General features: G+C 60.7%; 18 protein-coding genes. 9 read left to right on the plus strand and 9 right to left on the minus strand.

Features of this window, described 5'->3' with window-relative positions:
* Nucleotides 1–42 precede the first annotated feature (42 nt).
* Nucleotides 43–540 carry a cache domain-containing protein gene (locus LDN84_RS22430; RefSeq protein WP_223906164.1) on the minus strand — a complete coding sequence of 166 codons (498 nt, stop codon included), beginning with the start codon at nucleotides 538–540 and terminating at the stop codon, nucleotides 43–45.
* Between the two features lie 150 nt (nucleotides 541–690).
* Complete coding sequence (locus LDN84_RS22435) at nucleotides 691–1,314, minus strand: TetR/AcrR family transcriptional regulator (RefSeq protein ID WP_223906166.1); 624 nt, start codon at nucleotides 1,312–1,314, stop codon at nucleotides 691–693.
* Between the two features lie 114 nt (nucleotides 1,315–1,428).
* Here LDN84_RS22435 and LDN84_RS22440 point away from each other — a divergent pair, with 114 nt between their 5' ends.
* The gene (locus LDN84_RS22440; RefSeq protein ID WP_223906168.1) at nucleotides 1,429–1,788 is read left to right on the plus strand and encodes a DUF1304 domain-containing protein; all 360 of its coding nucleotides are present in this window, start codon (nucleotides 1,429–1,431) and stop codon (nucleotides 1,786–1,788) included.
* Here the strand turns inward: LDN84_RS22440 and LDN84_RS22445 are convergent.
* Nucleotides 1,780–3,339 carry a methyl-accepting chemotaxis protein gene (locus LDN84_RS22445; protein WP_223906171.1) on the minus strand — a complete coding sequence of 520 codons (1,560 nt, stop codon included), beginning with the start codon at nucleotides 3,337–3,339 and terminating at the stop codon, nucleotides 1,780–1,782. The genes LDN84_RS22440 and LDN84_RS22445 overlap by 9 nt on opposite strands.
* A gap of 358 nt (nucleotides 3,340–3,697) precedes the next feature.
* Here LDN84_RS22445 and LDN84_RS22450 point away from each other — a divergent pair, with 358 nt between their 5' ends.
* Complete coding sequence (locus tag LDN84_RS22450) at nucleotides 3,698–5,935, plus strand: BamB-related PQQ repeat family beta-propellar protein (protein WP_223906173.1); 2,238 nt, start codon at nucleotides 3,698–3,700, stop codon at nucleotides 5,933–5,935.
* A 61-nt stretch (nucleotides 5,936–5,996) separates the two neighbouring features.
* Here the strand turns inward: LDN84_RS22450 and leuA are convergent, their stop codons facing one another.
* The 4 genes from leuA to LDN84_RS22470 all read right to left on the minus strand — a co-directional run bounded on the left by leuA (nucleotide 5,997) and on the right by LDN84_RS22470 (nucleotide 11,522).
* Nucleotides 5,997–7,715, minus strand: a complete 1,719-nt coding sequence (gene leuA / locus LDN84_RS22455; protein WP_223906175.1) for a 2-isopropylmalate synthase — start codon at nucleotides 7,713–7,715, stop codon at nucleotides 5,997–5,999.
* A 480-nt stretch (nucleotides 7,716–8,195) separates the two neighbouring features.
* Nucleotides 8,196–10,028 carry a PocR ligand-binding domain-containing protein gene (locus tag LDN84_RS22460; protein WP_223906177.1) on the minus strand — a complete coding sequence of 611 codons (1,833 nt, stop codon included), beginning with the start codon at nucleotides 10,026–10,028 and terminating at the stop codon, nucleotides 8,196–8,198.
* A gap of 118 nt (nucleotides 10,029–10,146) precedes the next feature.
* Nucleotides 10,147–10,560 (minus strand): VOC family protein, encoded by a 414-nt coding sequence (locus LDN84_RS22465; protein WP_223906178.1) that lies wholly within the window; start codon nucleotides 10,558–10,560, stop codon nucleotides 10,147–10,149.
* Nucleotides 10,561–10,805: 245 nt separating this feature from the next.
* Nucleotides 10,806–11,522: a glutathione S-transferase N-terminal domain-containing protein gene (locus LDN84_RS22470; RefSeq protein WP_223906180.1), complete on the minus strand. Its 717-nt coding sequence runs from the start codon at nucleotides 11,520–11,522 to the stop codon at nucleotides 10,806–10,808.
* A gap of 464 nt (nucleotides 11,523–11,986) precedes the next feature.
* Between LDN84_RS22470 and LDN84_RS22475 the strand changes: the two genes are divergently transcribed.
* Genes LDN84_RS22475 through LDN84_RS22505 form a run of 7 tightly spaced genes read left to right on the plus strand, consistent with a single transcriptional unit; the run spans nucleotide 11,987 to nucleotide 19,140 of the window.
* Nucleotides 11,987–12,988, plus strand: a complete 1,002-nt coding sequence (locus LDN84_RS22475; protein ID WP_223906182.1) for an AAA family ATPase — start codon at nucleotides 11,987–11,989, stop codon at nucleotides 12,986–12,988.
* A complete protein-coding gene (locus tag LDN84_RS22480; RefSeq protein ID WP_223906184.1) occupies nucleotides 12,985–13,887 on the plus strand; it encodes a DUF58 domain-containing protein in 903 nt (300 codons plus the stop codon). Before LDN84_RS22475 ends, LDN84_RS22480 begins: the two co-directional genes overlap by 4 nt.
* Nucleotides 13,875–14,336: a DUF4381 domain-containing protein gene (locus LDN84_RS22485; RefSeq protein WP_223906186.1), complete on the plus strand. Its 462-nt coding sequence runs from the start codon at nucleotides 13,875–13,877 to the stop codon at nucleotides 14,334–14,336. Before LDN84_RS22480 ends, LDN84_RS22485 begins: the two co-directional genes overlap by 13 nt.
* 7 nt (nucleotides 14,337–14,343) lie before the next feature.
* Nucleotides 14,344–15,309, plus strand: a complete 966-nt coding sequence (locus LDN84_RS22490) for a VWA domain-containing protein (protein ID WP_223906188.1) — start codon at nucleotides 14,344–14,346, stop codon at nucleotides 15,307–15,309.
* Nucleotides 15,306–16,325, plus strand: a complete 1,020-nt coding sequence (locus tag LDN84_RS22495) for a VWA domain-containing protein (RefSeq protein ID WP_223906190.1) — start codon at nucleotides 15,306–15,308, stop codon at nucleotides 16,323–16,325. The genes LDN84_RS22490 and LDN84_RS22495 overlap by 4 nt, the downstream gene beginning before the upstream one ends.
* Entirely contained in the window at nucleotides 16,322–17,335 is a 1,014-nt protein-coding gene (locus tag LDN84_RS22500; RefSeq protein ID WP_223906192.1) for a tetratricopeptide repeat protein, read from the plus strand. Before LDN84_RS22495 ends, LDN84_RS22500 begins: the two co-directional genes overlap by 4 nt.
* Entirely contained in the window at nucleotides 17,332–19,140 is a 1,809-nt protein-coding gene (locus tag LDN84_RS22505) for a BatD family protein (RefSeq protein ID WP_223906194.1), read from the plus strand. Before LDN84_RS22500 ends, LDN84_RS22505 begins: the two co-directional genes overlap by 4 nt.
* A 106-nt stretch (nucleotides 19,141–19,246) precedes the next feature.
* Here LDN84_RS22505 and LDN84_RS22510 read toward each other — a convergent pair whose 3' ends face one another.
* Nucleotides 19,247–19,564, minus strand: coding sequence for a GntR family transcriptional regulator (locus LDN84_RS22510; protein ID WP_255610433.1), 318 nt, complete (start codon nucleotides 19,562–19,564; stop codon nucleotides 19,247–19,249).
* A 2-nt stretch (nucleotides 19,565–19,566) separates the two neighbouring features.
* Complete coding sequence (locus LDN84_RS22515) at nucleotides 19,567–20,322, minus strand: helix-turn-helix transcriptional regulator (protein WP_223906196.1); 756 nt, start codon at nucleotides 20,320–20,322, stop codon at nucleotides 19,567–19,569.
* Nucleotides 20,323–20,364: the final 42 nt, after the last annotated feature.

Raw genomic sequence — 20,364 nt, forward strand, 5'->3', positions numbered from 1 at the left:
GCGGCAATGGCGGCTGGGGCAGTCTTAGCTGCCACGTCAAAATCAGCGATAAACGCCAACACCAACAAAACTGCTGCCTGTAGGAACCATTTGAACGTAGCTCGATTTACCTTCTACTTTTTTGGTGATGGGATCGGCCCACTCGTAATCAACCCAACCGGAGCCTTTTTTAGCGACGGCGATCATGTCAACAACAAATGCCTTGCCACTGGAGTCTTTAAGGTTGATGAGGTCGCGACCTACCAGCTTTTCGTTGGCACCGTGAGCGACCATCTTGCCCGTGAGGTCCATGACAAAAACATACAAATCATTCTTGGTCCAACTTGCTTTGCTGGTAGTGAAGTCCTTGTAGGCCTGCTCTGCGCCTACTTTTTTGATGTGCGCCAGCGCGGCTTCAGCCATTGCCTTGGCCTCTTCCTTGGTTCCACGGTCAGCCGCGTAGGAGGGCGCACTTACCAGTGCGCCCAAGGTCGCCACGGTGACTGCGCACAAGCTCAAATTGATAAATATTCTTCTGCCAGTTTGTTGGAGTGATTTCATGAATGTTTCGCTGCTTATTTATTAGCCAAAATGACCCTGCGTTTCACCATCAAGATGAAACACATCAATCTGTGATTGACCATTCTAAAATGGCTAGCATGCAGGATTAGGTAAGTAAATACCCTTGTACAGATGCCCCAAATCTTGGCCCTAATCCAGCCGCAGCCCTTCCAGCATGGCCACCAGGCAGCGTCGGGCATCCACCAGCGCGGCGCTGAGGTTGGCCTCCTCTGCGGGCAGCGAATCCATCGCGCCATAAAGCGCCCCCAGAATGATGCGGGCCAGGCGCTCGGCATCGTGATCCTGCCAAATGCCGTTGGTTTGCAGCGCACCAATGCTGGCCCGCATGGCCCCCAGCCCCTGACGCTGGCGAATTTCACCCCACACTTGCGCGCCCAGCACGGCGGGGGCTTCCACCAGCATCAGGCGGCGCATGGGCGCGTTGGCTCCGGCCTGCAACACGGTGTTGATGCTGGCTAAAAAGGCCTGCCACGGCGTGCCGCCGCCGTTGATGACCGCCGTCTGGGCGTTGGCGGCCTGTTGCACCAGTTGCGCATCCACCTGCTCAACCACGGCGGCGAACAGGCCTTTTTTGTCACCGTAATGGTGGTACAGCGCGCCCACGGTCACGTTGGCATCGGCGCAGATGCTGCCCACCGGGGCTTTCTCGTAGCCCTGTGCACTGAACCAGCGCAGCGCCGCCAGCTGCAATGCGGCCTGGGTGTTGCTGGCGTTTTCTTTGCGGCCATCGCGCTTGGGTGGGGTGTCTGTCACGGTGAAAGTGTCCGGTTGAAGGCCGCTATTTTCAGGCCTGTGTTTGAAGTTCTTTACAAACATAACATGATTATGTATCCTCTACGCCTTTCCAATCAACCAGAGACATTCCACATGCCTGTGTTCGCCCAAATCCTCATCGCCCTGGTGTGCCTGATCCACGTCTACATCTTCCTGCTGGAAACGGTGTTGTTCAAAACCCGTGGGGCCAAGGTATTTGGCATCCCCAAAGCTGAGGTTGAGTCCCGCGCGGTTGCCATGTCCAACCAGGGGGTGTACAACGGCTTTCTGGCTGCCGCGCTGCTGCTGGGCCTGGTCTACCCCGACGTGACCGTGGCCAAAGCCTTTGCCACCTTTGGTCTGAGCTGCGTGGCGGTGGCGGGCATCTGGGGTGCGGTGACAGTGATGGTGCGTATTCTCTACATTCAGACTGTGCCGGCAGTGTTGGGGCTGGTGGCGCTGTTTTTAATATGACGCATGCGAGAGTTTGAACACTGACACGGCGGCCACCAGCTCTTTCGCTTGTGACTTCAGGCTGTCGGCGGCGGCAGCCATTTGCTCCACCAGGGCGGCGTTTTGCTGCGTGGTCTGATCCATCTGCGTCACGGCTTCGCTCACTTGCCCGACCCCTTGGCTTTGCTCGGAGCTGGCCGCGCTGATCTCGCCCATGATGTCGGTTACCCGCCTGATGGAACTCACCACCTCGGTCATGGTGATGCCGGCCCGATCCACCAGGGTGGAGCCCTGCTCCACACGCTGAACGCTGTCGGTGATCAGGCTTTTGATTTCCTTGGCTGCCGCAGCCGAGCGCCCCGCCAGGTTACGCACCTCGGCGGCCACCACGGCAAACCCACGCCCCTGCTCACCAGCACGGGCGGCTTCCACCGCCGCGTTCAAAGCCAGAATGTTGGTCTGAAAGGCAATGCCGTCAATCACGCCAATGATGTCGACAATCTTGCGCGAGCTGTCGTTGATGCCTTTCATGGTTTCAACCACCTGGTTGACCACGTCGCCGCCCTGGATGGCGACGGTGCTGGCGCTTTGGGCGAGCTGGTTGGCCTGTTTGGCGTTGTCGGCGTTTTGCCGCACGGTGGCGCTGAGTTCTTCCATGGAGGCGGCGGTTTCTTCCAGCGCGCTGGCCTGCTGTTCGGTGCGCGCACTCAGGTTGTTGTTGCCCTGGGCAATTTCCGCACTGGCGGTGGACACCTCAACCGATCCTTGGCGCACCTGATCCACGATGCGGGCCAGGTGATTTTTCATGTCTGACAAGGCCCGCAACAACTGGGCCGTTTCGTCCTGACCGTCGACTTGTATATCGGCCGTCAGATCACCGCCAGCCACCCGTCGGGCCACCTGAACGGCATTCTTTAAAGGAACGGTGATGCCAATGGTCAATTGCCAGGCCAACACCACACCCAGCGCCAGAACCAGCGCCGCAAGTGCCACCAGTGAATTGCGGCTGGCGCTCTCAATAGCAGAAATTTCAATGGCTTTGGCATCCAGATTCTGACGCTGGAGGGCAAGAAATTCACCCACCAGTTTCATGTAGCCCTCGGCAGCAGGCAGGTAGGTTTTTTCCAGGAGACGGTTGGCCTCTTCGGGCTGGCCATCGGCTTTGAGTTTGGTGACCTGGTCGCGGCTGCTCAGATAGGCCTTGCGCACATCGGTAATCTTGGCAAACAGCTCTTTTTCTTGCGAACTGGTGATCAGCGGTTCAATCTTTTTCAGCAGGTTGGAGGTGCTTTGGGTGATTTCAGCGGCATTGGCCGCAAAGAAGGGCACCAGACTGGGGTCGCTGCTCTTGGCCACGGCGGTGGTGCGGATCACGGCCACGTTGATGTTGCGGCTCCAGTCGCTGATGTAGCGTTCTTTCGCCAGCGGCTCCTGCATCATTTCCCGGGTGGCCTGGGCCAGCGCATTCAGCTGCCAGACCCCAATGCCGGTGATCAACACAGCAAACACCAAAACCACCGCAAAACCAAGCGCCAGACGCTTGCCGATTTTCATGGCCGAAAACGATTTCATATGCGTGTCTCCCCTATCGATGATGGCTCACCCGTTGACAGCTTGTTGCGACCACATCGTACTGCGATTTGATGCGGCCAAATCTGCCTCCCATCGATACACACGCCTCTTACCTTGTACTCGGCCCTCATTTAAGGCTGTTGGCCGCACTTGTGCTGTGAGTCTGCAGGTTTTGCGCGATGACATCACTCGACACCAGGCGGGCAAGATCCACCCCATGCGGGCGCGGAACTTCTGCCACTTTGGTTACACCGACGTGCTGTTTCCAGACATGACAAAGCTAGAATTCTGCAACGACCTGAGAGACTGTTGATGGCCAGCCTGGAAGGCAGCCACAAATGGGGAAAGAGGGGAAGATATGTTAGTTGTATTGACACGATGGCTGACTTGCGCATTGTTGCTGTTTGTCTCCGCCTGCGGCGGTGGCGGTGGGGGCGGTAGTGGTGCCCCATCGGTCGCTGGTTTGAAGTTTGCTCCGCCCCAGCTGGTAGCCACGACCCCGGTCGGAACCAGCGCTGTTGTTTCAGTCACGGCGACCATGGATACCTCGGTGATCACTGGCGCACTTTATGTGGGGGTAGTTGACCCGGGGGGCATGTTCACCGACGTGTTTGATATCAATCCGATCTCCAACACCGTGGCTACGGTCAGTTTTCATACCAACACAACCACCATGGTGCCGGGTGTCCATAACGGTACGCTGATGGTGTATTTGTGCAAGGATTACTACTGCAATTCCCAATACAACGGCTCGCCAGTCTCCTTGCCTTACAGCATCACAGTGACAGCTTCGCCGACGGCGGTGACCCTGAATCCATCGAGTATCAGCTTGTCCACCGACATCGGCGTGCCCGTGCAAGCGGTGTTGTCCGGCCAAGTTGGCTTCGAGGCGGGCGCAGCACCACAGTTTGCGGTACAGGATTCCGCTGGCATTTTTAACCCCACCGTCAGTGCCACGCTGAACAGTGGCTCCAGCTACCAGTTCACGATCACCATGGGGGCGGTGAATGTGCCGGGCACCTATTCTGGAATGGTCAGATTGTCGGTTTGTACGGCGGTATGTAACGGCTTGAATGAAGTCTCGGGCTCACCTGTCCAGATACCCTATACGGTGGTGGTAAGTGCTCCAGTGACACCGGCGCTGACCCTGAATCCTTCGAGTATCAGTTTGACCACCAGCGCAGGTGCACCTGTGCAAACCGTGTTGTCCGGTCTGGTTGGCTCTCAAGCTGGGGCAGCGCCACAGTTTGCCGCGCAGGATTCAGCGGGACTTTTCAACCCCACCGTCAACGCAACGCTGATCAGTGGGTCCAATTACCAGTTCACCATCACCATGGGCGGGGCCAATACGCCTAGCACGCCAGGCACCTATTCCGGGACTGTCAACCTATCCGTTTGCGCGACGGTATGTAATGGGTTCAATGGCGTTTCAGGCTCACCGGTAAAAATTCCTTATACATTGACCATTACTGCGCCGGTTTTGCTGCAGCCTGTGCTCACGGCCTCGGGTCTGCCGGAATGGGAAACGTACCAGGGCAATGCGGCGCACACCGGTTTCTTGCCTGTGACCTTGAATGCTGGTGTTTTCAGCGCGCGCTGGAGCCGCGATTTTGGTGTTCCCTTGAGCCCGGCCACAGTCGCCAATGGCAAGGTGTTTGTATCGACACCTGTGTACTTTGGAGCCGCCACACTTTATGCCTTGAGTGAAACCAATGGCTCTCAGGTTTGGGCCCACAATTTCGGCAGTGTTCCGGCGCTGAATCCTCCGGCCACATATGGCGGCAGAGTGTTTGTGGCAACTTCGGGGCATGCAGACACCTTCATGTGGTCATTCAACGCAGACGATGGTACGCAGTTGTTCAAGGCCCCGTTCAACGCCCAATGGGAACACTATCTGGCACCAACCCTGTTGGATGGAGATGCATGCTTTGATGGTGGTTACTACGGTGGCATGTATTGCATGTACGCATCGTCAGGGGCCACCAAGTGGTCAGTTTCACTGGGGCAATATGACCAGTGGACACCAGCCCTCGACCACACCTACGCTTTTGCATACACCGGTGGCACCTTCAGCGCCATCAACCGGTCAAACGGCACGGTGGCTTTCTCAGTGGCGGACCCCGCGTTCAACTGGAATGGCTACTCTATCAATGCGGCACCGGTGATCGCCAGCAATAACAGTGTGCTGGTCGTGAATGGCACCGGAAAAGCCAACCATGTGATTCGCTACAGTATCTCCGGCCGATCCGAGTCCTGGCGTGTAGGCGGCAACTTCCTCAATGACCCGGTGGTTGCCGCTGGCAAGTTCTACCTGTCCAACCAGTCAGTCAACCAACTGGAAGCCCGTGACGAGCCAACTGGCACGCTGCAATGGGCCTGGCAGCCGCCATTGGGCGAGACTGTTTCCAGCAACAACCTGATTCTGGTCAACAATCTTGTGTTCGTGGGCACGTCTGATGCCACCTACGCGGTAGACCTGACCACGCACCAGACCGTGTGGCGTGTCGCCCGCTCAGGGACACTGGCCCTGTCATCGAACCGCGTGCTGTACATCGTGAGCACTGCTGGCCGGATCGATGCCTACAACCTGTTTTGAGCTTCCCGCATCACATCCACCGGCACCTCCACAGCGCCGGGTGACAGACTGAGCCCATCGCTCAGGCCGCTTCACCCTCCAGCTCAAGCAAATCGACCAAGCCCAGCCGATTCACCCCACTCAGCAGCGCCTTGACCGACGCGGTGACGATGTTGGTGTCCATGCCGACACCAAAACGCTCCGGGCCACCGGCGGCGGACACCAGCTCCAGGAAGGCGCAGGCCTGGGCATCACCGGCGGTGGTGCTGGCGCGAGTGGAGCGCTCTTCATAACTGCGCACCTGCACCTGGATGCCCACGGTTTGCAAGGCATGCACCGCCGCGTCAATCGGGCCGTTGCCCATGCCGGTGAGCAGCATCGGTTGACCGTTGACTTCCACACCAATACGAATGCCCTGCACACGCGTCTTGCTTCCCGTCACGGAATGATCAAACAAGTGGTGCTCTACATAACGCATGGCCGCCACCGGGGCCTCCAGATAAGTGGCATTAAACAGGTTCCAGATGTCTTGCGCACTCATCTCGCCACCGTGGCTGTCGGTGTAGGTTTGCACCTCGCCCGAGAACTCCACCTGCAAGCGCCGCGGCATGACCACACCGAACTCGGCCTCCATCAAATACGCCACACCGCCCTTGCCGCTCTGGCTGTTGACGCGGATCACCGAGTCGTAGTTGCGGCCCAGGTCGGCCGGGTCAATCGGCAGGTAGGGCACGTTCCATACGCCGTTTTTGTCCTGCACCGCCAGGCCTTTTTTGATGGCATCCTGGTGCGAGCCGCTGAAGGCGGTGAACACCAAATCGCCCACATACGGGTGGCGCGGGTGAATCGGCAACTGGTTGCAGTGCTCCACGGTGCGGGCCACGGCGTTGATGTCTGAAAAGTCCAGCCCCGGCGCAATGCCCTGGGTGTACATGTTCAGTGCCAGGGTAACGATGTCCACATTGCCAGTGCGCTCGCCGTTGCCAAACAGGCAGCCTTCGACCCGATCCGCCCCGGCCATCAGGCCCAGTTCCGCCGCCGCCACGGCGCAGCCGCGGTCGTTGTGCGGGTGCACGCTGATGAGCACACTGTCGCGCCGCGCCAGGTGGGTGTGCATCCACTCGATCTGGTCGGCGTAGACATTGGGCGTGGCCACTTCAATGGTGGCGGGCAGGTTCAGGATCACCTGGTTGGCGGGCGTGGCCCCCCACTCGGCGGTGACCGCGTCACAGACCTCGCAGGCAAAGTCCAGCTCGGTGCTGGTGAACACCTCGGGGCTGTATTGCAAGACCCATTCGGTTTCGGGCTGCTGCGCACACAGCCCTTTGATCAGCCGCACGGAGGACACGGCGAGCTCCTTGATCTCATCCTTGCTCATGCCAAAGACGATCTCGCGAAACGCGGGTGAGGTGGCGTTGTAGACGTGCACGATGGCGCGGCGTGCGCCCTTGAGTGATTCGATGGTGCGGCGGATCAGGTGTTCACGTGACTGGGTCAGCACCTCAATGGTCACGTCGTTGGGGATGTTGCCGCCTTCGATCAGGGCGCGCACAAAGTCAAACTCGGTTTGTGAGGCGCTGGGGAAGGCGACTTCAATCTCTTTGAAACCCACCTGGCACAGCGTGCGGAACATGCGCATCTTGCGCTCCACATTCATCGGCTCAAACAGCGACTGGTTGCCATCCCGCAGGTCAGAGCTCATCCAGATCGGAGCCGTGGTGATGCTGCGCGAAGGCCATTGGCGGTTCGGCAAGTCGATGGTCGGGAAGGCGCGGTATTTGGTGGCGGGGTTGGACAACATGGTGGGGATTCCTCTGGAAGCGATATCGGACAGTGAGGGCTATCTTAGGCTTTGAGGCGGGGTGAATGATTGCGTTTTTGCCTGTAAATTTATTTACAAAGACAAAATATTGCTAATTATTATTAATTTAAGCAATTTTCACAAACACAGCAGATATCGAACAGATATTTATTTACACATAAATACATTCAACGCAGTGTGTTGGTAGATGGTCGGGTTTTCTAAATCGGGAACTCATTCGAAGCTGGAATGTCTGCGCATTCACTTCATTATTTATAGCTGTCTGCGCTTGTTTTATATGGACTAAAGCCTGATTAAATGCGCGATGCGATCTTTGAATACTTAGGTTCGTCAATATCGGCATAAGGGCAGTCCCGGGACTGCCCGGCCACTCACGCCCCCCAAAAGAGCCGTTTCAGCCCCGTTCCTGGCATAGTCCTTTTCGATCAGACATCTCAATAGCAGTCGTTGAACACGTGATCATTGACTACGATAAATACGTATCAAATTCCGCCCGGCTTTTTTGGCTTCATACATCATGCCATCGGCCCATTTATACAGATCATCCTGACTGGATTCATTACCGATAAACAACGTGACACCAATGCTTGCCGTACATTGATGTTCAATGGATGTTTCGACTTCGTTTTCACGTTTGAATGCAATATGGTAGGGAGCAGACAAAACCGAACGTATGCTTTCGGCAATGGTTTCGGCTTTTGAGGTTGACTCGTCTTTGTCCTTATCCAACTCTCCAATCATGACTACAAATTCATCACCGCCTACTCGGGCAACCGTATCCATTTCTCGTACACAATTTTTTAATCGCTCTGCTGCATCAATCAACAGCAAGTCGCCTGCTTTATGTCCATAGGCATCATTAAGTGGCTTGAAATTATCCAAATCAAGAACCATCAACGCACAGTAGTTCTTGCTGCGGCTGCTGGTAGCCATTGCCTGCTGCAGGCGATCATTCAACAATCTGCGATTAGGCAATTGGGTCAACGGGTCGTGATACGCCAATTGTTTGATTGCGTCATCCGTCCGTTTACGTTCAGTAATGTCCTGTACTAGCCCAGCTATGCGAACCACTCGCCCGCTATCGTCACGTTCTGGAAAGCCTTTAACAAAGCAGGGACGTAGTTCACCGTTGGGCTGCACCGTCATCAGTTCTATTTCATAGGGCAAGCCCTCCGATACCGCTTTTTTTACCACGTCAAACAGCATTTGCGTGGACTGATGGGTGTACAACTCTGCCTGCCCCTCCAAGTCTGGAACACCAAGGGCTGGGTCACGGCCAAAAATCAAGAACATCTCGGGCGACCAAGTCACCACATTAGCATCTACGTCCCATTCGAAACTGGCCAAACGCGCCATGCTTTCCGTGCGCTCCATCATGAGCTGCCTGCGTTGCAGGTCTTTGGCGGCTCGCTTGGCTTCGGTGATGTCTCTTGCAATTTTTGAAGCACCAACCACATTGCCTGCATCGTCCAGAATCGGCGAAATTGAAATTGACACGCTAATTAATTGGCCATCCTTACGGCGGCGAATCGTCTCAAAGTGATTTACCCTTTCACCACGAGCAATGCGCGAAACAATCTCAGCTTCCTCATCGGCGCGATCAGCTGGGATCAACATACTCAGTGGGTTGCCTATAGCTTCCCTGGCTGTATATCCAAATATCTTTTCAGCGCCGGGGTTCCAGCTTTCAATGATGCCATCCAATGAGTTCCCGATAATGGCATCTTCCGACGATTGGATGATCGCGGCACCTTGCTGCAGTTTTGTGTTCGCTTGTTGCAAACGTAGCTTGGCGAGTCCCATTTCACCCATCACTTTGGCCAGATGGGTGAAGAACCCCATCATCGAATGAACTTGCTCTTCGGAAAATATGGGCGCTCGGGCCATGGCACCGAGATAGGCCCTTTCGTCGAACCCGAATTGCTTGGCTTGATGCTGAAAATAGCTCCTATCCGGCTGCTCAAAGAAAAACTGACCGGTAAAGAAGTTGGCTACGTGTTCATCACCAATGGTTATCGGCACCGCAACATCGACCAGACCGTTCTTGCATCGGTAGACGTTATAGGATTCCCCCTTGCTTAATTGACTGGCAAGAATCGTGTCGCTTTCCCTGCAACGAGCACAGGTGACCGGATTAATCCGATGAAACTTGGCACAGATGTCATGCCAGCCTGTCGCTACCAGCACGTTTCCATCAAGATCGAGCACCGCAGTGACTGCACGTGTGATTGCAGTGAAACTTTCACATAGTCCGCGAAGTTCGTTGATATCCACCAAATCTGACAGATTCAAGTAAATCTCCTTCAGCTACTAGTTACACCGCAGTTGCCATTTAGTTCCTCCGAATGGATTTTGGTGTCAAATTCAATTTGAAGCCACCACTTTCCACCAGGGGCGCAGGTTCAGTTGTTTATTGCGGCACGATCACCATCCAGCCCACACCAAAACGATCCACCACCATCCCAAAACAGGCAGAGAAAAAAGTCTTGCCCAGTGGCATCTGGACCTGGCCACCTTTGGCCAGTGCGGTGAACCAGCTTTCTGCCTGGGCTGCGTCAGCCGCCGTGAGGGACAAAGAAAAACCCTTGAAACTGGCTGGGGTGTTGCTATCACCGTCGGACAGCATGACCTGGGTCTCACCGATGCGTAGGCTGGCATGCATGATCTTGTGCTCAAAACCCGGTGGCACCATGCCCGGCGGAGGGGGCTCGGGGCTCTCGTTCATGCGCATCTGCATGAGCAACTCTGCGCCCAGCGCTTCCTGGTAAAACGCAATGGCGGCTTCACATTGGCCGTTGAAAAACAGGTAGGGTTCGACTTTCATGGGGGCTCCTTTTCAGGGTTGGGAATCGTCGCGTGAATAACCTGGGTCGCCGTCTTGGATGTCCAGCGTCCACAGGGCGCACAAGCGTGGCAAAAAGCGGGTGCGATGTCCACCGCGCTCATGAGAAACCGGATCGCCGTGTCAAGCATTACCCCACCCACCCGCAACCCTGGCCCCCAACTTCGTCCGTCTCGCCCGGTCGCTGAAAGGTCTACGGTTGATCCCTGCCAAGGATCTTGCCGCGCTTAATCCCGCGCCGGGATCACCAGCCCACGCACGACCGCAGGCCGGGCCACAAACGCCGCCAGCACACGGGTCACCTCAGGAAAATCCTGTAGGCCCACCAACTCACCGGCTTCGTAGAAGCCCATCAGGTTACGCACCCAGGGAAAGATGGCGATGTCGGCTACCGTGTAGTCGTCACCCATGATCCAGGCGCGGCCGACCAGACGCTGGTTCAGCACCCCCAGCAGGCGGCGACTCTCGGCCACGTAACGGTCGCGCGGGCGTTTGTCTTCAAAATCTTTGCCGGCAAATTTGTGAAAAAAGCCGAGCTGGCCAAACATCGGGCCGACACCGCCCATTTGCCACATCAGCCACTGGATGGCCTCGTATTGCTCAGCCGGGTCTTGCGGAATACATTGCCCGGTTTTTTCAGCCAGGTAGAGCAGGATGGCACCGGACTCGGACAGCGCCAGCGGCTGGCCACTTGGCCCGTTGGGGTCGAGGATGGCCGGGATCTTGTTGTTGGGAAAAAGCGAGAGAAATTCGGGCGAAAACTGCTCGTTGCGCTCAAAGCTGACCAGATGCGCCTCGTAAGGCAGGCCAGTTTCTTCCAGCATGATCGACACCTTGACCCCGTTGGGGGTGGGCAGCGAATACAGCTGCAGGCGGTCGGGGTGCTGGGCGGGCCATTTTTGCTGAAGGAGGTGAGCGGGGGCGAAGCTGGAGAGGTCGGCCATGGGTGTTCCTGATGCTGTTGGGAAAGGGGCAGTGCAGACTGCGCGCGGTCTGTGATTTTGCGTGCAGCGCCATGAATTTGCCGACGCGGGGTTACTGGCGCAGTTTTATATGAAAAATTGGCCTCTAGCGCAGGTACATCAAGCGCAAGAAGCTATTTTATTTATAGCATTGAGGTAGCCGGTGGAAGGGCTTGAACCAGGTCGCTGCCGTGTGCTTGGTGTATTTGTGATCGGCAGCCTCTTCAGCCCCTGGGTGAACCTGCCACCCCATGGGCCGGGTCAGCACCTGCAAGCTAATTTTCATCTAAGTTTTGCTGCCTAGAATGCGGCCACTTCAGCGGCATGACCTCAGTTCAATCCCGGCACAGCCCTCGGGTGTTTGGCCCCCTGAGCCTGCTGGAGACAACACACCATGATTTGAACCCCCATTTCACCTGCCAACCTGCCCTGACCGGAGCCCTGACATGGACATCACCACCATCGATTTGACACCCCCCGCTGGCCATGCCCAGGCGGCATTCACGCACCTGCGCGACTACCTCAACACCCAGATCCTGGGCCAGGACAAGCTGGTTGAGAGCCTGCTGGTGGCCTTGCTGGCCGACGGCCACCTGCTGGTGGAAGGGCCACCCGGCCTGGCCAAAACGCGCGCCATCAAGTCGCTGGCGCAAGGCCTGGAATGTGAATTCCAGCGTGTGCAGTTCACCCCCGACATGCTGCCCGCCGACCTGACCGGCTCCGACATCTACCGCCCCGAAGAAGGCAGCTTCCAGTTCCAGCGCGGCCCGCTGTTTCACAACCTGGTGCTGGCCGACGAAATCAACCGCGCCCCGGCCAAGGTGCAGTCCGCGCTGCTGGAGGCCATGGGCGAGCACCAGATCAGCGTCGGCCTGTCCACTTACGCGCTGCCCCGGCTGTTTCTGGTGATGGCCACACAAAACCCGATTGAGCACGAAGGCACTTACCCCCTGCCCGAGGCGCAGCTGGACCGCTTCATGCTGCACACCCTGGTGGACTACCCAGACCGCGCCACCACCCGGCGCATCATGGACCTGACGCGCCACGAGGCACTCCAGGGGCATGCGCAGCCCGCGCCAGCTCACCACATGACGCAAGACCAGGTGTTTGCCGCCCGCCGCGAGGTGCTGTGCCTGACGCTCAGCGACTCGGTGGCCGACTACATTGCCGCCCTGGTCGATGCCACGCGCCACCCCGAAATTTACAGCGAACAGCTCAAGCAATGGCTGCGCTGGGGGGCCAGCCCACGTGCGGCCATGGCCATCGAGCGTGGCGCCCGAGCGCTGGCCTGGCTTGACGGGCGCGACTACGTCAGCCCCGAAGACGTGCAGGCCATCGCCCCCGATGCCCTGCGCCACCGCCTGTTGCTGGACTACACCGCCCAGGCCCGCGGCATCACCGCGCAAGCCTGTGTGGATGAGCTGCTGCGGCTGGTTCCGGCCCCATGAAACTGCCGGAACTCATCGACCTGGTGGCCTTGCGCGGCGCAGCGCGGGGCCTGAGCCTGCACGCCCACCGCCCGGCGCTGGCGCAACTGCTCGGCGCGCACCGCAGCGCCCAGCGGGGCCGCGGGCTGGAGTTTGAGGAGGTGCGCCCCTATGCCGCCGGGGATGATGCCCGCACCATCGACTGGCGCGTCACCGCCCGGCGCGGCAAGCCACACACCAAGCTGTTTCGCGAAGAGCGCGAGCGCCCGGTCTGGATCGTGGCCGACCTGCAGCCGGGGCTGCTTTTTGGCAGCCGCCGCCAGTTCAAGTCAACCCTGCTGCTGCACGCCGCCGCGCTGCTGGGCTGGGTGGCAGCCCTGGGCGGCGACCGGGTGGGGGCGGTGGTCAGTGACGGCGCAGCGCCCCCCCGCATCCTGCCTGGCCGCACGCGCGAGGCCGGTGTGCTGCCCCTGCTGCAAGCCCTGGTAGAAAGCCAACCGCGCGCACCCGGCCTGCCCAGCGCCAGCGGACTGGAAGCCGCTTTAAACACCCTGCGCCCGCTGCTGCAGCCCGGCAGCCTGGTGCTGCTGCTAAGCGACTTCACCGGCCTGAATGCGGCCGTGCCCGACCTGCTGGCCGGGGTCAGTGCCCGCTGCGACTGCCGCCTGCTGTGGGTCACCGACCCGCTGGAGCGCAACGGCCTGCCCGCAGGCAGCCACCGCGTGGGCCTGCCCGGGCGCTTGTGGTGGCTGGACGGGCTGGGCAGCCGCCCGGCCTGGCAAGCCGCCTGGCAACAGCGGGAACAGGCGCTCACCCAGCTGGCGGCGCAGCTGAACCTGCCGCTGGTGGCGCTGGACACCGCCGACGTTTTCCCGGATCGGCTGATCGCCCTGCTCAAGGAGCCCACATGGGCAGCATGAACCCTGACTGGCTGGCACAACTGGCCCCCAACCACGCGCCAGCGCCGCCCGGCTGGTGGCCGCTGGCACCGGGCTGGTGGGGGCTGGCGCTGCTGACCCTGCTGCTGATGGCGGGCCTGGGGTATTGGCAAACCCGCCGCCCAGTGCGCTTGCGCCGCGTCGCCCTGAAAGAGCTGGCCCAGCTGGAAAAGACCCCGCTCCCCGATGCCCAATGGGCTGCGGCGCTGGAGCACCTGGTGCGCCGTTACGCCCTGGCCCGCTACGGACGCGAAGCCGTGGCCGGTTTAAGCGGCCAGCGCTGGATCAACTTTGTGGCCGCCCATGGGGGCGTGGACTGGCAGGGCGAGGCCGGTGCTGCACTGCTGCAAGCCGCCTATGGCGGCCCCGTTCAACCGAAGCGCGCACACTGGGTGGCCGGTGCGCGGGCGTTTTTCAAATCGAAAGCATGATCCTGAGATGATGCACTTTGCCTGGCCCTGGATGGCCGTGTTTTTGCCCCTGCCCTGGTTGGCCGGGCGTGTTTTGCCACCGGCCCCACCCCAGGGTGGGGCCTTGTTTCTGCCCTTTGCCGCCAGCGTGGCCAGCGCGGGGGTAACGGGTTTTCGGGCCACGCCACGCGCACGGGTGCTGCTGTTTGCGCTGGTCTGGCTGCTGCTGGTGGGTGCGGCCATGCGCCCGCAATGGCTGGGCGAGCCGCAGCCGGTGCCCACCACCGGGCGGCGCTTGATGATGGCGGTGGATGCCTCAGGCTCGATGGCCGAACAGGACATGGCCGGGGGCGCCACCCGGCTGCAGGTGGTGCAAACGGTGGCCGGTGAATTCATCCGCCACCGAAGCGGTGATCAGCTGGGCCTGATCCTGTTTGGTAGCCAACCCTATCTGCAAGCCCCGCTGACGACCGACCTGGACACCGTGGGCCAGTTCCTGCGCGAGGCGGTCATTGGGGTAGCCGGGCAACAGACTGCGATTGGTGATGCGGTGGGCCTGGCGCTCAAGCGGCTTCAGGCCCACCGTGACGCAGCCGGGCCACAAGACAAGATGGTGCTGATTTTGCTGACCGACGGCGGCAACGATGCCGGGCTGATGGACCCCATTCCCGCTGCCAAGATGGCCGCCGCCGCAGGCTTGCGCATTTACACCATTGGCGTGGGCGCACCAGTGGAGCAGGGTGCTTTTGGGCCAAGCGGCAACACCGGTCTGGATGAGGCCACCCTCCAAACCATGGCCCAGATCACCGGCGGAGCCTACTTCAGGGCCACCGATGCCACGGCTTTGCAAGCCGTCTACCGCCACATTGACCAGCTGGAGCCCGCCAGCGGCGAAACCCAGTGGGTTCGTCCCAGCAGCGAGTGGTTTGCCTGGCCGCTGGCGCTGGCCTTGCTGCTGAGCGTCGGCGTGGTCTTGATGAGGGAGAGATCATGAGCCTTGACGCATGGGTACAAGCCTTTCATTTTTTGCGCCCGCTGTGGCTGCTGGCCTTGCCACCGTTGTGGGCGCTGGTGGCGTGGCTGGCGCACCGGCGGGCGCGCGGTGAAGACTGGTCGGGCGTGATTGATGCCGACTTGCTGCCCGCCTTGCAACTCGATGGCCAGGATGCTGGCGCACCAGTGGCCCGCATGGCACGCCCATGGCCCTGGCTGGCACTGGCCTGGACACTCGCCGTGCTGGCCCTGGCCGGCCCCAGTTGGCAACAAGACAGCAGCCCGGCCTACCGCGCCCCTGCGGCCTGGGTGCTGGTGCTGGATCTGTCGCCCTCCATGGCCGCCACAGACCTGGCCCCCAATCGCGTCACACGCGCCCGCTATGCGCTGGACGATGTGCTGGGTGCGGCGCACGATGCCCAAGTGGGCCTGGTGGCCTTCAGTGACGAACCCTACGTCGTGACCCCGCTGACTCAGGACGTGGCCACCGTGCGCGCCCTGATGCCCGCACTGGCCCCCGACATGATGCCCAGCGCCGGGGATCACCTGGCCCCGGCGCTGGCGCAAGCGCAAAAGATGCTGGCCGCGTCCGGCACGCGGGATCAACACATCATCGTCGCCACCGACGGGTTGGACGACCCGGCTGCAGCCTTGCGCATGGCCAGCAGCCTCAAGGCACAAGGGGTGTCCGTCAGCGTGATCGGTGTGGGAACCCCGGGCGGTGCACCCTTGCGCCAGGCCGACGGCAGTTTTGCCAAAGATGCACAGGGCCAGCCGCAACTGGCCCGCCTGAACCAGGAGCCCTTGCAGCAACTCGCCACACTCGGCGGCGGGCGCTATGTGGAGGCCGCCAGCGTGTCCACTCTGGTGGCCGATTTGCAGGCCACCCACCCAATGCCGGGTGAGGCCCTGGCCGCCACCGGGGTGGAGGTGGCCCACTGGCACGATGCCGGGGCCTATTTATTGCCCGCCTTGCTGCTGCTGGCAGCCTTGCTGGCACGCCGGAGGTGGCTATGAAAAAAGTAGCATTCACAGCCACCCTGATGCTTCTGGCAGCGCAGGCGCAGGCCGATACCGGTGCTGCAGGCTGGTGGTCCAGCCTGTGGCGCAATGCCGACCAACGTGGTGAGGCCTTGCTGCAACAAGGCCAGCCCGCAGAGGCCGCCAAAACCTATGCCGACCCGCGCCGCAAGGCCCAGGCCCAGTTCAAGGCCGGTGACTATGCCGCCGCCGCCCAGGAACTCAGCAGCCTGAACGACAGCGAAGCCCACTACAACCGGGGCAATGCCCTGGCCCACGCCGGTGATCTGGCCGCCGCGCTCAAGGCCTATGACGCCGCCCTCAAGCTGGCTCCCCAGCACGCCGATGCCCGCCACAACCGCGATCTGGTCGCCAAGGCGCTGGCGCAACAACAGGCGGCTGACAAAAACCAGCCGCAAAACGGGCAACCGGGCCAGCCCAAGGACGGCCAGCCAAGTGATCAAAAGGACAAGCTGCAAGACGGCAGCCAGGACGGCACGCCAAACAACCCGCAAGGCCAGTCGCAAAAGCCCGCATCGCAGGGCCCATCCGGTGACAAGCCGGGCAATGGCTCCAACAAGCCACCGGATGCCAAACCAGGCGACAAACCGGGGGACAAGGCCAATGACAAGCCAGGCAGCACGGGGAACAACCAGCCAGCCGCTGGCGTGCAGAAACCCAGCGCCGCTGCCTCCGGCCCACAGAAGGCGGCGCAGGCCAACCCAGCCACGGCCTCGTCAGCCGCCAACGATGCCGAGCAGGCCCGCCGTGATGCCCAGGCCAGCTTGCAAGCGGCTCAAGCTGCAAAGGCTGCCCCTGCTGCCAAAGGGCAGAGCACCGCTGACGGCATCCAGACCGGGGCCAGCGCCGCAAGCAGCACCCCCCTGACGGAAAACCAGATGGCCCAGGAACAGTGGCTGCGCAGCATCCCCGATGACCCCGGCGGCTTGCTGCGGCGCAAATTCATGATTCAACACCTGATGAGACAACGAGACGCGAAACCATGAAAAGGATGATCCCCCGCCTTGCTGCCACGCTGCTGGCCGCCAGCCTGTGCCTGTCGGCGCTGGCCAGCGTGACCGCAACTTTGGACAAAACCCGTATCGCCCTGGGTGACACCGTGCGCCTGCTGGTGCAAAGCGACGGCAGCACCAGTGCACAGCCCGACATCGGGCCCCTGCAACAGGACTTTGAGGTGCTGGGCAGCAGCCGCGGCTCCAGCACCCAGATCATCAACGGCCGCATCTCGTCACAGGCGCAGGTGACGCTGATGCTGTCACCCAGACACGCCGGCACGCTGGCCATCCCGCCGCTGCGCTGGGGCAACGAGCAGTCTGCCGGGCTGACACTCACCGTGGATGCCGGCAACGCCGCCAACACCGGCACCGATGGCCCAGCCGAAGGGGCGCCCGTCTCCATCTCGGCCACGCTGGATCAAAAGCAGCCCTACGTCCAATCGGCGGTGGTGTTGACCATCCGGCTGTATGTGGGCACGGCCATCAGCCAGGCCAGCCTGGACTTGCCCAGCAACAGCGACGTGCTGGTGCGGCAGCTGGGCGAAGACAGCCAAAGCAGCGAAACGCGCCACGGGCGCACCTACCAGGTGATCGAGCGCCAATACGTGTTGACCCCGCAACGCAGTGGCAAGCTCAGCCTGAAGGGGCCGTTGCTGGAGGCCCAGGTGCCCTCGGGCAGCGTGAACGACCTCAACGACTTTTTTGGCAACGCCTTCGGGCGCACGCCGTTCAGCCAGCTGCTGGGCGGCATGCGCCCACTGCGCCTGTCGGCCAGCGCGATTGAGATGAATGTGCTGCCACGTCCTGCCGCCGCCAGCGGAGCCGACTGGCTGCCCGCCAAACAGCTCACGCTGCGGGAACACTGGCGACCCGAAACCGGCCCACTGCATGTGGGCGAGCCACTGACACGCCACCTGCAGCTCAGCGCCCTGGGGATCAGCGGGGCGCAACTGCCTGACCTGGCCAAGCTGATGCCGCTGCCGGACGGCATCAAGGCCTACCCCGATCAGGCTAAAAACGACGACAAGCTGCAAAACGGTTCCTTGCTGGGCAGCCGCGAGCAAGACATCGCGCTGATCGCCAGCCAGCCCGGGCACTACGAATTGCCCGCCGTGCGGCTGGCCTGGTGGGACACCGCCAGCAACACCCCGAGCGAAGCCACTTTGCCCGCCCGCAGCCTGGACATTCTGCCCGCCGTGGGGGGCCAGGCAGTGGCCCCGGCGCAGACCCAGCCCAGCGCGGGCCCGATGCCGGATCAGACACCCGCCACCACCCCGGCCAGCGCCGCCAACCAGAGTCCGCTGGCTAGCCGCATCGCGTCGGTGAACCCAAGTTCGGCCGACTTCTGGCCCTGGCTCAGTGCCGCTCTGGCGCTGCTGTGGCTGGGCACGCTGGTAGCCTGGTGGTGGTCGCGCCGGTCTGGGGTGATGGGCCAACCCCGTGTGGAACCATCCCCGTCTGCTGCGCCAGCGCCAGGCCCGGCGGCCAATCTCTCGGCAGAGCAGGCTTTGCGTGCGCTGCAAGCCGCTTGCCGCAACCACGACGCGCAGGCCGCCCGGCGGCAGGTGCTGGCCTGGGCCGCGGCATGCTGGCCGCAGTCTGCGCCACGCGGACTGAATGCACTGGCCCGGCAACTGGCCGAGCCCCGCTTCACCACGGTGCTGCAAGCGCTGGATCGCGCCTGCAGCACCGCGTCCCCCTGGACGGGCGATGCACTGGCCCAGGCCTTTGCCAGCGCACCCAAGCCCCAGTCTGCAGGCAAAAATTCGCCGCTGATCCCGGATTTGTATGACTGAGCCAACTCCAGCTTGCCAAACTGCTGGCCTATCCTGGTCGCCAGAATTGCTATGTTTATAGAAGCTACTTGCGCAGGTATTTATTGGTATACAGGCCGATTTGTTATCAATTTTTGCAGATCACCAGCCCTACTGACCGGCCAGCCAGACAGGGGGCAGAGGGTTTCAAGCCCAGGTGCGCCGCTTCGGCACGCGCGGCCACCGTGCCCGAGCCCTGCACCCGGCTCACCACGCCCTCCACCGCCAGCTCTTCCACGGCCCGGTTCACCGTCATGCGGCTGACCCCAAACTGCTTGCCGCAAGGCCGCCTCACTCGGCATGCTGTCACCGGGCCGCCAGGTACCGCTGGTGATCTGTTGTTTGATGAAGGCCTTGCCTGCTCATAGGCGGGTAGCGTTCGAGTCGGTGGAGAGATGAATGTCATGGTTACTGCGCATTGAAAAACATCGAAAACATGGCCGATTGCGACTCCACACCCAGTTTGGCGTAGAGATGCTTTTTGTGTACTTTGACGGTTTCTGCTGATATTGCCAGCTTGGCGGAGATGCTCTTGGCCGAAAAACCGCTCAAGATCAGGTGCGTGATTTCCAGCTCACGCGCCGTCAGCTTGGGTGCATTGCCTTTGCGCATGGTCTCTTCTAATTTGAGCTTCAATGAAGTCGTTGGCCTGTGCAGGCTAAGTGAGATCTCTGTGGACTTTTCAAAGCGAAGGCGTTGCCGTATGAGCGCATTCACCCAAGCAGCCAGGCTTGCCAGCACTGCCACCTCGGCCGGTTTGAATCTGCGCTTGGAGCCCAGGGCCAAGCAAATGGCATGGTCTTTGTCGATCGCGTGCACGAACTGCACCTCATCCTCGGCCACATTCAAGCGGAAGTAACGTTTGTAGTAGTCCGTGCGTTTGAAGGCATCGGGAGCCACTTCATCCAAGCGGTAAAAACCGCTGTACCGGGTCTCCCGCCAATGGGTGAAAAAGGGGTCCAGCAGAAACAGGCCGTTGAGGTAATCCTGCAGCCGTGAATCTGCTCCACCCGACTCCATCATGTTGGCCGCGAGCACGGTGGGCATCTCATTGCCGGAAAACTTCAGCACCAAGTGGCTGTCGAATTCGGCGTAGTCGCCCATCGAGCGGGCAAGCAGCTGCCAGAAATTGGGTCTGTCCAGCCCATCTACCAACTGGGTCATCAACCGCTGCCACTCCAACGGGTGCCGGGGTTTGTTTGCTTC

This window comes from Rhodoferax lithotrophicus (assembly GCF_019973615.1).
GTDB lineage: Bacteria > Pseudomonadota > Gammaproteobacteria > Burkholderiales > Burkholderiaceae_C > Rhodoferax > Rhodoferax lithotrophicus.